Here is a 14320-nt window from a genome sequence, read left to right on the forward strand (position 1 = left end):
CTTTGCTATTTATTCATTGATGGCAACATTCATACGATAGCAGACATTAGGCTTGGCTTATCTAGCGGCAAGTGATCCGTCAGAGCGAGCATTAAATGTTTGCAAAACATTACGGCAACAGCTAGCCAATTACTGATACTAGCTTTTGAGTTACTAACGGAAATACATCCGTTAGCGGACATTCTTTACACTTAAATATTTGTTACAATCTAGTGTAAATAGGTAGTTATGGCGATCAACTAGGTTCTGCTTGGAGGCAATAATAAAACTACTTTTTTAATACAGGCTACGAGTGTTCTTTTTTGAATATTTTTCCCTGTGTTTCTGGGCTGTAACTGCCACTCACACGATGAACCACCATATTTTTTCTTATAACAAACCTATTCCCGCCAAAGTAATGTGGCTCAAGTATTTCCCATTCATTTTCTTTAAATGAAAGCACCCCATAGATAGGTCTATTATTTTTGTTGATGACAACTACCGCATCATGCTCCCTAATTTCAGCTTCGGTATCAACTAGAAGAAGAGTACCTCTTTGAAAGATGAAGTCGCAGTAATCAACTAAAATAGCATAGGCATGGTCTAAATTTACAGGTGATGGCATTAACTCAAAGGAATCAAGTAATTTTCGGCCTGAAAGAGTATATTTAATGGCAATAGGTTGTAAATGCAATTGATTTTTAGCCGTTTTAGTTAGGTAACTTTCTATTTGACTACCTGTCATAGTAGAAAACTTAGCGACAAAATCGGTATTTAACGGAATATCACCCCGAAGATATTGACTAAAGGCAGATTGATTCATTCCCATTGCCTTTGCAGCTTTTGCTTGGTTAGTTTTTGTTGATAACTTAAAAGCTTGCCATGTTTCATTTAAGATTTTTAAGGTTTCGCTATTGTAAGACAAACTCAATCTCCAGTATGTATAATTGAATTTATAGTAGCAGTATTACTAATATTGTAATAGCTAATTAAAAGTATTATTTCGATTGAAAGCACTTCGTTATGTATCGTATTAATTGACTACATTCAATTAATACATCTTGACTTATTAGTATTACTAATTAAAATTAAATTATCTTTACTGATATTGATTTTTGTATAAGGTGGCTTATGAATTTACGACCAGCGAAGTAATATTAGCATCTATATTTATTTCAGAAATATTTATATTTACCCTTGGGTAATAGACATAATTTGAATAATTAAAGTAAAAAAAACAACACATTAAATAATGTAAAACACTATCATTTGTATGTTTTATTTATCATATAATTTACATCATTCAAATCCATATAAAAAAGGAAACGGCATGCGCAGAATTAGTTATTATTTAAGGAAAACACCTTTATTACTTATTCCCTTATTCTTACTCGGATGTGATACAGAGTCAGCTCTTAAAATTGCGGTAGAGACTGGTGTTAGACCCGTAAAAATGATGACTGTAGGCGGTAACCAAAATAATGCTTTGCTTTCTTTTCCTGCGGTAATTCAAGCGGGACGTTCTTCGAATTTAGCTTTTCAAGTGAGTGGCATAGTCACTGAAATTAAAGTAACTGAGTCTCAAGAGGTGAATAAAGGTGATATCCTTGCTGTCGTTGAGTCAACTGACTATAAAGTGCAGCGAGATGTTGCTCAGTCAGAATATGATGAGAGTGAGTCAGAGTTCATCCGCTCACAAAGCCTTTTCAAAAAAAGTATTATTTCTCGAATGGAATTTGAAGGGATTAAAGCGAAAAGAGATATTAATAAAGCAAAATTAGAAAGTGCTCAAAAAGCTTTAAACGATACGGTATTACGTGCACCATACTCTGGTAATATCTCTAAAGTAGATCTTAAAAACAATCAGGTAATTCAACAAGGTAACCCTGTAATATCTATGCTAGCGCTAACTCAATTAGAGGCTAAAATTAACTTACCTTCAAAAATTGTTGCCAAAGCGAAGGTTGAAAATTATAACAACCCTATTCATATCGTGCTTAACGCAGCACCAGAGCAAGATATTCCCGCTTTTATAAAAGAAGTGTCATTAGAGGCAGATCCAGCCTCTCAAACCTATGAAGTAACTTTCTATTTTGAACCTCAATCTGGGCTGAATATCTTACCAGGCATGAATGCTAGAGTGGTATTTCAAGATCCCAGTCAAAGTAATGAAAACCTACAAGTTAATATCCCTATCACCTCAATTACTGCACAAGGCGATAAAATTTTCGTGTGGGTTTTAGATGAAAAAAGCATGAGTGTAACTAAACGGAAGATCACTTTAAAAGATGGTATAGGTGAAAGGCTGCAGGTTGTGCAAGGCTTAAGCAAAGGTGAGGTAATCATTACTGCCGGAGTTTCATATTTATCTGAGGGAATGCAAGTCCGCCCTTGGGTTAAAAATTAAGACTCAGGAATAATTAATTATGAATATCGCAGAATTCTCAATAAAAAACCAAGTACTCAGTATTATCGTCATCTTTTTATCAATTTTTGGTGGCTGGTCTGCTTATAAAGATATGGCAAGGTTTGAAGATCCTGAGTTTACTATCAGAACAGCTTTAATTTTTACTCAATATCCAGGAGCAAGCCCACAAGAGGTAGCGTTAGAAGTAACAGAACCATTAGAAACAGCATTGCAACAGATGCAAGAAGTTAAGAAAGTCAGTTCTAAATCGACAGCAGGTTTGTCCGAAATAACGGTAGATATAAAGTATCAATTTTCAAAAGATAAAGAAGCACTACAAGTTATTTGGACTAAATTGCGCAATAAGATTAAAGATGCAGAACGGACATTACCGCCAAATGCAGCTGCACCAATAGTGAATGATGATTTTGGTGATTTATATGGCTTGTATTATTTCATTACCGGAGAGGGTTATGAAGCGTCAGAGCTAAGAAGTTATGCGAAGTCACTTCAGAAAGAAATTTTACAAGTGAGTGGTGTTGGTAAAGTTCAGCTAGCAGGAGAACAACAAGAAGCTATTTTTGTTGAAATATCAACTGAAACCTCAGCATTATTAGGCGTTTCAATCTCAAACGTTTATGATATTTTGTCTCAGCAAAATGCAGTGGTATCGGCAGGTAATGTAAATGTTGGTACTAGAAGGGTAGTTATTGATCCTTCAGGTGAAATAGATTCAATTGATGCGATTGAGAATTTATTAATCTCTACTGGAACAGACGGTAAAGTCATTTTCTTAAAAGATATTGCAAAAGTATATCGAACTTACACAACACCTAGTGACAAAATTATTCGCTACAACGGTAAACCAGCTATTGCGTTAGGCGTATCAGGTGTAACAGGTGGAAACGTAGTCGTTGTAGGAGAAGCTGTTGTAGCTAAACTTGCAGAGTCAGAAAGTAGACGTCCTTTAGGTATTGAAGTATTTGAATATTATCATCAGGGTAAAATTGTAAAGGCTTCAGTAGATAATTTTATAGTTAATGTTATTGCTGCTTTATTAATTGTTATTGTTACTTTGTTCTTATTCATGGGCATGCGCTCAGCCATAGTTATTGGCTTCATTCTAATCCTTACTATTGCAGCTACATTAGCAACCATGCAATTGATAAATATTCCAATGCACCGTATCTCACTTGGCGCATTAATTATTGCACTAGGGATGATGGTTGATAATGCCATTGTCGTAACAGAAGGAATATTAGTTGGCATTAAAGAAGGCCAACGAAAGTTAGAAATTGCCAAAAAAATAGTACAACAAACCAAGTGGCCATTATTGGGCGGAACCTTAGTCGGTATTATTGCTTTTGCACCAATTGGCTTTGCACCAGGTGAAACGGCAGAATATACAGGGCATTTATTCTGGGTAGTGATGATTTCATTACTGTTTAGTTGGCTATTCGCCGTTACTATTACACCACTTTCTTGTTTCTGGCTCTTTCCTGAAGCAAGTAATGAAGAAACTATTCAGACAGAAAGTCAGTTTTATACTCAATATAAAAATTTCATGAAAGGTGCTTTGAGGTATCGTTGGCCAGTGGTATTTGGCGTTATAAGTTTATTTCTAGCGTCTCTTTGGGGGGCTAAGTATATGACACAAGGTTTCTTCCCACAATCAACTTCACCACAAATGGTTGTTGATTATTGGTTACCGGAAGGAACACGTATTGAACAAACTCATCAAGATATGAGTGAGCTGGAAGCTTTTATACTTGAAATGGACAATGTAGAAGCTGTTCAAACATTAATAGGTGGTGGTGGCATTAGATACATGCTGACTTATTCAGGAGAGTCAAATAATAGCTCTTATGGCCAACTATTGGTTCGGGTCACAGACTATCGAAAAATTGATGCAATGATGCCTGTTGTCCAAGACTTTATTGCTCAAAACTATCCTGATGCTCAAGCGAAAGCTTGGCGATTTGTTTTAGGGCCGGGTGGTGGGTCTAAAATTGAAGCTGAATTTAGAGGCCCAGATCCTGTTGTATTGCGCCAACTAGCAAACCAAGCAAAAGATATTATGATAGCAGATGGTAAAACCCTCTCTATTAAAGATGATTGGCGAAATTCTGTTAGTGTTATAGAACCTATTTACTCTGAAAATAAAGGTCGTAGAGCAGGTATATCGAGAGAAAATATTGCTACTGCAATTTCTAATCACTACTTAGGTAAGCAAATTGGAGTTTATCAGGAAGGGCAAGATTTAATACCAATCATTTCTAGAGTTCCGCATAGTGAAAATGAAAGTATTAGTAACATTAATGATATTCAAGTGTTAAATGCTGGTGGACAATATGTTCCACTAACTCAAGTTACTGACGGTTTTAAAACGATTTGGCGTGATGGTCAAATTAGGCGTGAAGACAGAATTTTTACTATAAAAGCCCAGTGTGATCCTTACCCCAGTGAATTGCCTTCTGCGTTGCTATCAAGGTTGAGACCTCAAATTGAAGCAATAGAATTACCTGATGGCTACACATTGGAATGGGGTGGTGAGTTTGGTGATTCAGAAGAGTCAAATGGAGATCTCATGTCAACGATTCCTGCGGGGTTATTAGCAATGGTTTTAGTCGTTGTAATTTTATTTGGTAAGATAAAGCAACCATTGGTTATTTGGCTTGTAGTTCCGTTAGCCATGATTGGTGTCGTATTTGGCCTGGTTGTAACAGGTATTCCACTAGAGTTTATGGGAATACTGGGTATTTTATCTTTGTCTGGTTTATTGATAAAAAATGGTATTGTATTAGTTGATCAAATGGACTTTGAAATAGCCAACGGCAAAGAAAGGTTTAATGCCGTAATAGACTCAGCTACGAGCCGTGTTAGACCTGTAATGATGGGAACGTTAACAACCGTGTTAGGTGTTATCCCACTATTTTTTGATGCGTTTTTCCAATCAATGGCAGTTGTTATTGTATTTGGTTTAACTTTTGCCACATTGTTAACACTGTTAGTTGTTCCTGTGCTTTACAGTATATTTATGAAAATAGACTCACCTGCTAACAAGTAACCGATTTGATATAAGTACCATCGCTCACTCCGTTGGTACTTATACCTTTTAGCTACTAATATGAATACCAAAAGTTTAAATCCCTTTATTTATAGTTACACTATTTTTTTATTAATTGATTAAATGTTTCTAAATTATCAACAGAATACACAATACTCTCAGGTCACAAAAAATTCATAAGTACTTTTTAAAAGCGTATATTTCAAAAGCAATATAAAAAGTAGTATTTCCCTGTTAATTTATTAGTAATACTTATATAATGGTTATTAGTAAGATTGTAAGGTGAAAAAAATGTTTTTATTGGATACATCATTTTTAATAAACTGGAGTAACATATGAATAAACTACTACTAATCACAGTATTAATGACTTCTTTTACAGCAACTGCTGGGTTTGACGAAAAAATTGCTGCGTCATTTGCCGCAAAATATGAGGTATGTGCCTTGAAAATTAAAGATTCAAACCCATTTTTGGCAATCAAGTTAAAAGCGAAGGCTGATTCAATATCACGAGATAAGTTGGGTGGCGGGGGTTACATTGAAGCTTATGCTAAAGAAAAAAAGAAGGCTTGGTTCCTTTCAAAAGAAAAGTGTATAAAAATGGCTAAAAAAATATCTTAACTTAAATGACGAGAAAGTTATGAAGTTATATTACTTAAACTTGTTACTCATTACGACAATTATAGGGTGCTCTTCAAAGTCTAAAGTTTTAGACGTTAAACCTAAAAACTACCCCAGTCTAAGTGATGTGGTCAACTAATATTGGCCACGGTTTTGTAGTTTAACCAGCATCTTTGTTCAGATTCGTTTTGCTTATCTGTGCTGAACCAATATTTATTACTGCTACGATGAGCGGCAAAAATATTAATATTTCAGAGGCTTAACTTACCTCTAAATTCTGCTAGTTGAATCTAAGTGAATAGTGATTGAAAAATAATTAATCCTTATAAATTTAACGCATAACTACTTTATTTCGACCTGTACTTTTAGCTTCATATAGAGCAACATCGGCTCTTTTAATAACAGATTCATAGTCTATATCTTCAGGAGATATTTCACTAATACCTATACTCGTTGTGACCTTTATTTTGTGAGCGTTATGCTGAACAATACTCTTTTCAACAGCTAATCGAACTCTTTGAGCAACAATAAACGCGTTTGACTTCTCTGTATTAGGAAGTAAGGCAATAAATTCTTCACCACCATAACGGGCTATCAAATCTATGTCTCTTAATGACTCTTTTAAAGTACAGGTTAAGCTTTTTAGCAATGCATCACCGCCATCGTGTCCGTAATTATCATTCACCTTTTTAAAAAAGTCTATGTCCAACATTAGGGTACAAAAAGAAACCTTATCTCTTTGAAAAATATCAAAAGTTCTCTTCATGACCTCATTGAAGTACCTTCTATTTTTAATCCCTGTTAATTCATCTTTAGTAGCAAGTTCATTTAACTTTTTAGTGAATAATACTTTTTCTGTGATATTAATTGCTATCCATAAAACAGCCCTCAGATCAGACTCATGTTGCTTGAGTGGGGATATTCTCCCTTGATAAAACTGATTACTGAAAAATTCAGATGAGAGATACTCCTTGTCTACTTCATAGTCTATACAGGTTAGAGAATCATCTTTAATTGCCTTTTTTATTGTATGTACGCATGCATCAGCAATCTCTTTTGGAAGAGTATCGTGTAAGTATTGGCTTTCTCTAATATCTGGGAAGCAATTGATTTTATGGGAATTACCGCCGAGAACTCTAAGAATTAGACCGTTTTCATTGATGACAAATATTGGATCAGGTAAAGCATCGAAAAAGATGGTTAATACATCTTTAAAATAATCAGAAGTAAAATTGTCAGTATATTGAATATCTTTCATTCGGCCTCATAAAATTGCGCTAAATTAATTAAATCTCTTTCATATGTTCGATTATGTTTTGATCAGCATGGCGCTCTAATGCCGTTGATGCTGTATTTAATGCTACAGCAATTATGATACCTGTTAATATCATCCCCACAATTGCTATTATAGTTGAAATAAGTTTTGACACTTTTTTTATTGGTCTAAAGTCACCGTAGCCTACCGTTGTAGCGGTAATTAATGACCAATATAAACTATCGAATTTACTCCAGTGTTCCATATAACCAACTACTTGACCCAAGACAACAATAATCAAACTTAAAAAAAATACTATTGGTAATGTTAAATAGATTGACCAAAAAAACAGCTCTAAAAATGTTATCGTAAATTGCATATTATTACCTTTCTGATGGAGGTTTTTTGCGCCAAAAGTCTCCACTTTTTCCTAACTTAATTCCTAGTTTAAGTAACTTATTGATGTATGTTGAATCAAATTCTATTGCTTTGTCTGCAATAAAATCATCTGGAATTTCAATCATATTAAAATTTAGTTTATCTCGCTGTGATAGATAGTATATCCTTTCAATATCTGAGTTGATTTTATCTTGAAGTAAGCCAAGCATCGTTCTGGCTGCAATGCTTGATAAGTCAGTTTCTGCGGGTTCATATTGCATACTACTGTTACCATTTTGGATTACATAAATATTACGATTAAAGTATAAACCCTGTATTCTCTCAATTTCATCAATGCTTATTTGTGCAGGATAAGAAAAAGCATTACGTGTTAATCCTCCATCAACATGCAGTTCAGTATAAGGTTTAGTCTTGTCGTGCAATTCAATAGCAACGGGAGGGAAATAAATTGGAATTGAAGCGGACGCTAAGATGATTTCTCTAATTTGCTCTACAGCGGCATTATTTTCTCTCATTGCAATTGTGCCTATATCCCAAATCATAGGCCTCATTGCATCAAAATGAGTGGTTACCACCAGAAGGCTCCTAGCTTTTTTATGCTCTATAGCAATCTTCTTTATAAGATCTAATGTGATATATTTTTTAATCTGTAGTTGCAGGTATTTTGTATCGGCAATTGATGAACCACCCAAAATGCCGCTCAATAGTTGTGAACGGTAAACTTTCTCTTGTGTTAATTGCGAATATATTTCAAACAATATGTCATCATATTCAGCGCCTAAAAATGCAAATGGAGCGATAACCGCCCCTGTACTTGTCCCGACAACAAGTTCAAATTCAGGTCTGCTCCCGGATTGAGTCCAGCCTACTAAAATACCAGCACCAAAGGCACCGTCTGCTCCACCACCCGACAATGTTAAAGCATCAAAATCAGGTGAAGCTTCACTTTTGGTTTTTATTGCGCTTGGGAAACGTTGTTGTAATATAATCGCTTGATGATGTAAATTTTCCTTTAGTAGCGGTGGCTTTACATCGCCCCACCAACGTTCAGCACGTTTAGAATCAGCAAAATCTATCGCATTATATTCGCTTTTCGAAAGAGGGTTATGTGCGATCTTTTGTGCGCACGAAACACAAAAAAGAAAAGTAAAAACGACAAATAGTACGTTTGTTAAACGGGGAATATTCATTATTTTTTTGTTATCCTTAACTCAACATTACAAGTAGTCTGCTAGCATGATTATACTTAGCTTAGAAAAAATTGAATTATGATTGCATTAGCTATATCAATAAAAAAAGCACCTATCAATGGAATAACAATAAACGCTTGAGTAGAAGGGCCACACTTCTGTGTTACAGCTGTCATATTTGCTACAGCCGTAGGTGTAGCTCCTAAGCCCAGTCCCACATAACCTGATGCCATAACTGCTGCGTCATAAGTTTTTCCTAATGCAATAAAAACGATAAAAATTGCAAATAATGCGGCAAGTAACACTTGCGCAGCCAATAATAAGAGAATGGGTAAAGCTAAATCAATCAAGGTCCATAATTGCAAGCTCATTAAAGACATAGCTAGAAACAAGCCTAAGCTAAAGTCAGATAATAGCGCAAGTGTTGGCTTACCTGATGCCCAAGGCACCGACTTCCAAAGATAAGGCACTGTATTGGTTAAAATAATACCTCCAAACAAACAAGGTACAAAAATGGGAAGTTTAAAACCCAGCTCTAAGCTCAATTCATGCAAAGACAATCCAATTCCTATTGCAATGCAAACTGCCAACAAGACATTGTATGCAGTATCTACTGTTATCTTAGCTTTTTCTTCTTGGGAAAAACCAACAATATTGGCTTCTCCTTGTTGAGGTTTAAGATTATGCTTTTTAGATAAATAGTTAAAAATTGGCCCGCCAGATACCCCCCCGAGCACTAAACCAAAAGTAGCACACGCAATACCTATTTCAACGGCATTAGATATATAATATTTTTCTACAAATACAGGTGCCCATGCTATTGCGGTTCCATGCCCGCCACTTAAAGAAACAGAGCCACCTAAAACACCTATTTTGTCAGATAATCCTGTTAGCCAAGCAATTCCGATCCCTGTAATGTTTTGACATATTAAAAAGATTGTGGCAATCACAAGTAAAATAACAAGAGACTTGCCACCTTTCATCAGAGTAGATAATTTTGCAGATAACCCCACACAAGTAAAGAAAACGACTAACAAAGCATCTCGTTGCTCTAGAGAGAATGAGATAACACTCTCAAATGCGAAATAAAAACTACTAAAAACTAAAGAGGCTAGAATGCCACCAATAACAGGCTCTGGAATGTTATATTTTTGAAAGAAATTGACTCTATTTTTTAAAAGTTTTCCTAAAAGTAGAACAATAATAGCTATGATAACTGTTTGTCTTGAATCGAATTCCATAAAAAAATCGCTTTAAAGTTGGTAACTAAAATTTGACCATAAAACCTTATCCATAGCCAATTTAAAATAGTAATTTTATCCAGAACTACAAGTTAATTCATATTATTTAAGATCGATCATGAAAAAAACGATTAAAGCAGCTGCTAATATTCAATAGTATGCTTCATATTAACAGATACTCTTTACTATTATATCTCTTGAGTTATAAAAATAACAATGTAAGAGTCTTTTAGAATGTAGTAACTTTAACTCGATTCAAGAGCGCATAAAACAATATAAATCATTTCAAAAACAGCAAACGAAGAAACTTAAAAATAATGAGCTAAATGTATTACAACAACCAAAGTCACTTATTGATTTTGGTCACACTAAAGACCCAGCAACATTGCCTTTTATACTGTTTGACTATTTAGAGTTAGCTGATTTTAGCTGTCGTTTAATACCGAAAATAAGTGGGTTCTGTTGATTTAAAAACGCCTACTATTTTAACAGAACTCAATATAGAACCAGATAGCTGGATAAACACAATAAATCACTTTAGGCGACAGTATGCTAATTTCGCAGGCGCGAGGCCAGCTTTAATTAAGTGCGCCCACTCTCATAAGCATAGTTGGTACAAAGGCTGCGCTTAACAAGTTGAAAGCATTAGCTTACATCCAGAAATAAACGATTAAAGCAGCTGCTAGTATTCAGTAGTGTGCTTCATCGCGCCTGATGCTCTTCACTATTATGTCTCTTGAGTTATAAATAGACATTTCTGTGGCTACCGGCTCCCAAAAACAATATTTAAGTAGCTATAAAAATTATTTATAGTATTATTTTTGTGAGTATAAACTTTAAAATCAATAAGATATTTATGGGTGTTAAGTGTCCATAAATGTCTATTTTTATGATATTCCTTTATCTCCAGCGAAACTATCCAATTGAAATAAAACCATAATTCATATTATCTTTCTAAACCACGCCTAGCACAAACGACTAGCGAGTCCTCAATTATGCTCAATTTACGTTTTCAACAAGACTTGGATTGCAAAGTACATCTAAGTGCAAAGCATATCGATTGCCTCGTAACTTTTTGTCGTCAAAGTTATAGTGGCGAGCAAAGTCAGTGGAATATACCTTGACCAAGTTTTCTTTTATCGCGAAGTGATGAGACTCGTGAACACTATCATCAAGACCACGGTCCATAAAACCATTTAGCTTTATATCTTCGTGATTGTAGATTGTTACTGCACTCCAGCGAACGGGTCGCGTATACATTGAGTGTTCTGTGACAATTGTTTCCTCAGTCGAGTTTTTGCCACGATATTCAACCATGATTGGATAAGACAGTTCTTTTAAGACGCAGCTATTTATGTCAGTACTTTCATATAGGTTAAACGACGTACCAGTATTGAGGTCGGCATCCCCTGCAATCCAAACACAGCGGTCTCCTCCGTAAAAGTGGGTGAAGTTGCTAATATATTGACCAAATCCGAAGTCCCTTATTACTTTGGTATTGACTAGATTAGTCGCAACAAAATAAAGGCACAAAGCATAATAAGTATGATCGACATCCCTGTACCCGCTTGGCGTTGAAGCCACTCTTTTTCGCTATAAACGGTATATGTACCATCATGGTTGTCTTTCACTATTTTTGGCATTTTGACGTATATACCCTATTTCTGGAACACTGGTTTGGTTTCGACAATCTAAAATAATTCAAAAAGTAGAAGTCTAACTATAAATGTATCGACTATTCATGGGTAGCCCAGAACCATAACACTTTAATATCGACCCATTGGTTGTTTTCTTGAATATAGTGATTCTTTATTGCAATAGGCCATAAAATCAGTGCTAAAAATAGTTTCTAATGTCCGCTCCTCGCTCGTAACCTTCCTTCAACAAAGTGCACAGAAGCGGACCGTAGATATTTTTTCTAAAAATCATTTCTTTTAAACTCTGTGCACTTTGGTATTTGACATTAAAGATTACATGTGTAATCTTAATTCGTGAATTACAAAGGTAATTATTAAAAGGATAATGAATGAATGATCAAATAAAAAATTTTACAAATAGATTAAAAACTACCTGGCCCGTTATTTTTACAGTAACTGTGCTCATATTGAGTTGTGTTACTTTTCAAAGTGCAACTGCTGCTTCAAACGATACAAATGTATCGGTAATAAAGAGAGCTTTACCCGTATATCCTAAATTTGCTGTTAATAACAAAATCGAAGGAACTGTTCTGGTAAGTTTCAGTATAGAGAAGGATGGCAATGTTTCAGATATCCAAGTAGAAGCTTCCGACCACGATGGACTGTTTGATGCAAGCGCAATACTAGGAATTCAAAGATGGGTATACACTCAACCAGCTAAAAAAATTCGTAATAATTACGTTGCTATTGAATTTGTTCTCGCGGATAAAGCAGATGTATCTTATTTCAGTAATGTTGAAAGAATTAAAGTTACTGGTAAATAGAATTTATTAAATTTGCATAATAGCTAGAGATCATAACGAAGTGAGTTCTAAGGTCTCTTATTCGCTCATAACTGCCTATCAGATGAGGTTTTAGTAGATTAGATATGAACTTTTATAATTAATGCTTATTGACCTCTTTTACGCTTTTTAGCTTCATTTTGTACTCGATGAATCATTTTACCAAATGACTTTTCATTGGCTTTTCTATTCGAAAGCGACATACTATTAAATGCTTGTTCCTTTTGCAGTTTTAAATAACTGTTATATCTGCGCTCATCGAGCACGCCATCTATCAGTGCTTTATTGACTGCGCAACCGGGTTCTTGATTATGTTGGCAATCATTAAAGTGGCATTGTTGTGTTAGTTCGATTATCTCACTGAAAGTTTCATTTACGCCTTGCTGACATTGTGTCAATTGCAGCTCTCGCATACCTGGCGTATCCATTAAAATAGGGCCTTGGGGTAAAAACTTTAGTGCTCTATGTGTTGTTGTATGTTTGCCTTTGCCATCATCTTGTCTTATCGAACCCGTTTCAAGGGCTTGATATCCTAATAAACCATTAACTATCGTTGACTTACCAACGCCTGATGAGCCTAAAAATGCAATGGTTTGATTAGGTTGGCAGTGATTTTCTAAGCAGTGTAACTGGGTATTATCTAACGCATTTAATGCATATATTGGCATAAATGGATCAAGTGCTTGTACATTTGATTGTTTTTGCGCGACATCATCGCAAAGATCCGTTTTTGTTAATACTACAATAGGATCAACTTGTGCTTCATGAGCGATGGCAATGTAACGTTCGATTCTATTGAGGTTAAAATCTTGGTTTAAAGCACATACAATTACTAAACTATCGATGTTAGCTGCAATTAATTGGTTTGTTATTTTAGTACCAGGTGATTTTCTTTCAAATATCGAGTATCTGTCTAAGCGTTTAATTATGTTATTAAGTGAATCAAATAAAACCCAATCACCAACACATAGTTTGTCATGTTTTGAATTTTGATTCAGTATGACTTCACCCACTTTGCAAGCAGCAATAATTCGGCTTCTATGATGGGCTATAATGCGACCGACACTAAAATGATTGAGCTCTTCTAGTGTTAATTGCTGTGCAAAAAAAGGTCTCCAACCAAGTTGGTGTAAGTCTGGTGTGATGATATTCATTTTTTAATAATCCTATTGCTCAAACGCGCGATGGTAGGTGACATCGCCTGTGGGGAGCGCGTTATCTTTATGATTAAATACAGTTGCAACAAAGTATTCGGTGGGTACGCCCGGTAATGTGAGTTCTGGGTAAGATGTAAAACCAAAACGCGCGTAATATTGTGGTTCACCAAGTAATACAACGCCCGATGCTCCTCTGTCTTTTAACGCTGTTAAGCCTGCATGAATGTGCTTGGCACCGATACCTTCCTTTTGTCGTTGTGGTAATACGCTGACTGGCCCCAGACCAAAAAAATTACAGTGCTTATTGGTAACCATGACAGGAGAAAATGCAATATGGCCAACGATGCCAGTCTCATCTTGTGCTACCAATGAAAGAGTCAGTTCCCCAGCAGTTCGTAAGTCATTTACAATCAGGTGTTCAGTTGGTTTCGCACCTAGTTGGTGGTGTGGGTGATTTTCAAATGCAAGATAAATAACATCACAGATAGTGTTAATATCATCTGCTTGTTCAAGTCTTATATTCATT

Annotated in this window: 12 protein-coding genes; 4 read left to right on the forward strand and 8 right to left on the reverse strand. The window is 35.4% G+C overall.

Annotation, left to right across the window (positions count from 1 at the left end; translation table 11 throughout):
• Positions 1 to 286: 286 nt before the first annotated feature.
• A complete protein-coding gene (locus tag KO527_RS22245; protein ID WP_216042440.1) occupies positions 287 to 904 on the reverse strand; it encodes a hypothetical protein in 618 nt (205 codons plus the stop codon).
• A 405-nt stretch (positions 905 to 1309) separates the two neighbouring features.
• On the opposite strand from KO527_RS22245, the gene KO527_RS22250 reads away from it, so the two are divergent.
• The 3 genes from KO527_RS22250 (at position 1310) to KO527_RS22260 (ending at position 6073) form a co-directional block, all read left to right on the forward strand.
• Positions 1310 to 2386 carry an efflux RND transporter periplasmic adaptor subunit gene (locus tag KO527_RS22250; RefSeq protein WP_216042441.1) on the forward strand — a complete coding sequence of 359 codons (1077 nt, stop codon included), beginning with the start codon at positions 1310 to 1312 and terminating at the stop codon, positions 2384 to 2386.
• Between the two features lie 19 nt (positions 2387 to 2405).
• The gene (locus KO527_RS22255) at positions 2406 to 5453 is read left to right on the forward strand and encodes an efflux RND transporter permease subunit (protein ID WP_216042442.1); all 3048 of its coding nucleotides are present in this window, start codon (positions 2406 to 2408) and stop codon (positions 5451 to 5453) included.
• Positions 5454 to 5788: 335 nt separating this feature from the next.
• Complete coding sequence (locus tag KO527_RS22260) at positions 5789 to 6073, forward strand: hypothetical protein (protein WP_216042443.1); 285 nt, start codon at positions 5789 to 5791, stop codon at positions 6071 to 6073.
• A 331-nt stretch (positions 6074 to 6404) separates the two neighbouring features.
• Here KO527_RS22260 and KO527_RS22265 read toward each other — a convergent pair whose 3' ends face one another.
• From KO527_RS22265 to KO527_RS22285, 5 genes are all read right to left on the reverse strand, one after another.
• On the reverse strand, positions 6405 to 7331 hold the full coding sequence (locus KO527_RS22265) for a sensor domain-containing diguanylate cyclase (protein WP_216042444.1): 927 nt from the start codon (positions 7329 to 7331) through the stop codon (positions 6405 to 6407).
• 28 nt (positions 7332 to 7359) lie between these two features.
• Positions 7360 to 7707, reverse strand: a complete 348-nt coding sequence (locus KO527_RS22270; RefSeq protein ID WP_216042445.1) for a potassium channel family protein — start codon at positions 7705 to 7707, stop codon at positions 7360 to 7362.
• A gap of 4 nt (positions 7708 to 7711) precedes the next feature.
• Positions 7712 to 8917, reverse strand: coding sequence for a patatin-like phospholipase family protein (locus tag KO527_RS22275; protein ID WP_216042446.1), 1206 nt, complete (start codon positions 8915 to 8917; stop codon positions 7712 to 7714).
• Positions 8918 to 8973: 56 nt separating this feature from the next.
• Complete coding sequence (gene gltS, locus KO527_RS22280) at positions 8974 to 10158, reverse strand: sodium/glutamate symporter (RefSeq protein ID WP_216042447.1); 1185 nt, start codon at positions 10156 to 10158, stop codon at positions 8974 to 8976.
• A gap of 999 nt (positions 10159 to 11157) precedes the next feature.
• Complete coding sequence (locus KO527_RS22285) at positions 11158 to 11418, reverse strand: hypothetical protein (protein WP_216042448.1); 261 nt, start codon at positions 11416 to 11418, stop codon at positions 11158 to 11160.
• Positions 11419 to 12184: 766 nt separating this feature from the next.
• On the opposite strand from KO527_RS22285, the gene KO527_RS22290 reads away from it, so the two are divergent.
• On the forward strand, positions 12185 to 12619 hold the full coding sequence (locus KO527_RS22290; protein ID WP_216042449.1) for an energy transducer TonB: 435 nt from the start codon (positions 12185 to 12187) through the stop codon (positions 12617 to 12619).
• Positions 12620 to 12744: 125 nt separating this feature from the next.
• On the opposite strand, the gene rsgA is transcribed toward KO527_RS22290, so the two are convergent.
• Positions 12745 to 13791: a ribosome small subunit-dependent GTPase A gene (gene rsgA, locus KO527_RS22295; RefSeq protein WP_216042450.1), complete on the reverse strand. Its 1047-nt coding sequence runs from the start codon at positions 13789 to 13791 to the stop codon at positions 12745 to 12747.
• Between the two features lie 12 nt (positions 13792 to 13803).
• Positions 13804 to 14319, reverse strand: a complete 516-nt coding sequence (locus tag KO527_RS22300; RefSeq protein ID WP_216042451.1) for an N-acetyltransferase — start codon at positions 14317 to 14319, stop codon at positions 13804 to 13806.
• Position 14320: the final 1 nt, after the last annotated feature.

Source organism: Pseudoalteromonas sp. C2R02 (assembly GCF_018860845.1).
Taxonomy (GTDB): Bacteria; Pseudomonadota; Gammaproteobacteria; order Enterobacterales; family Alteromonadaceae; genus Pseudoalteromonas.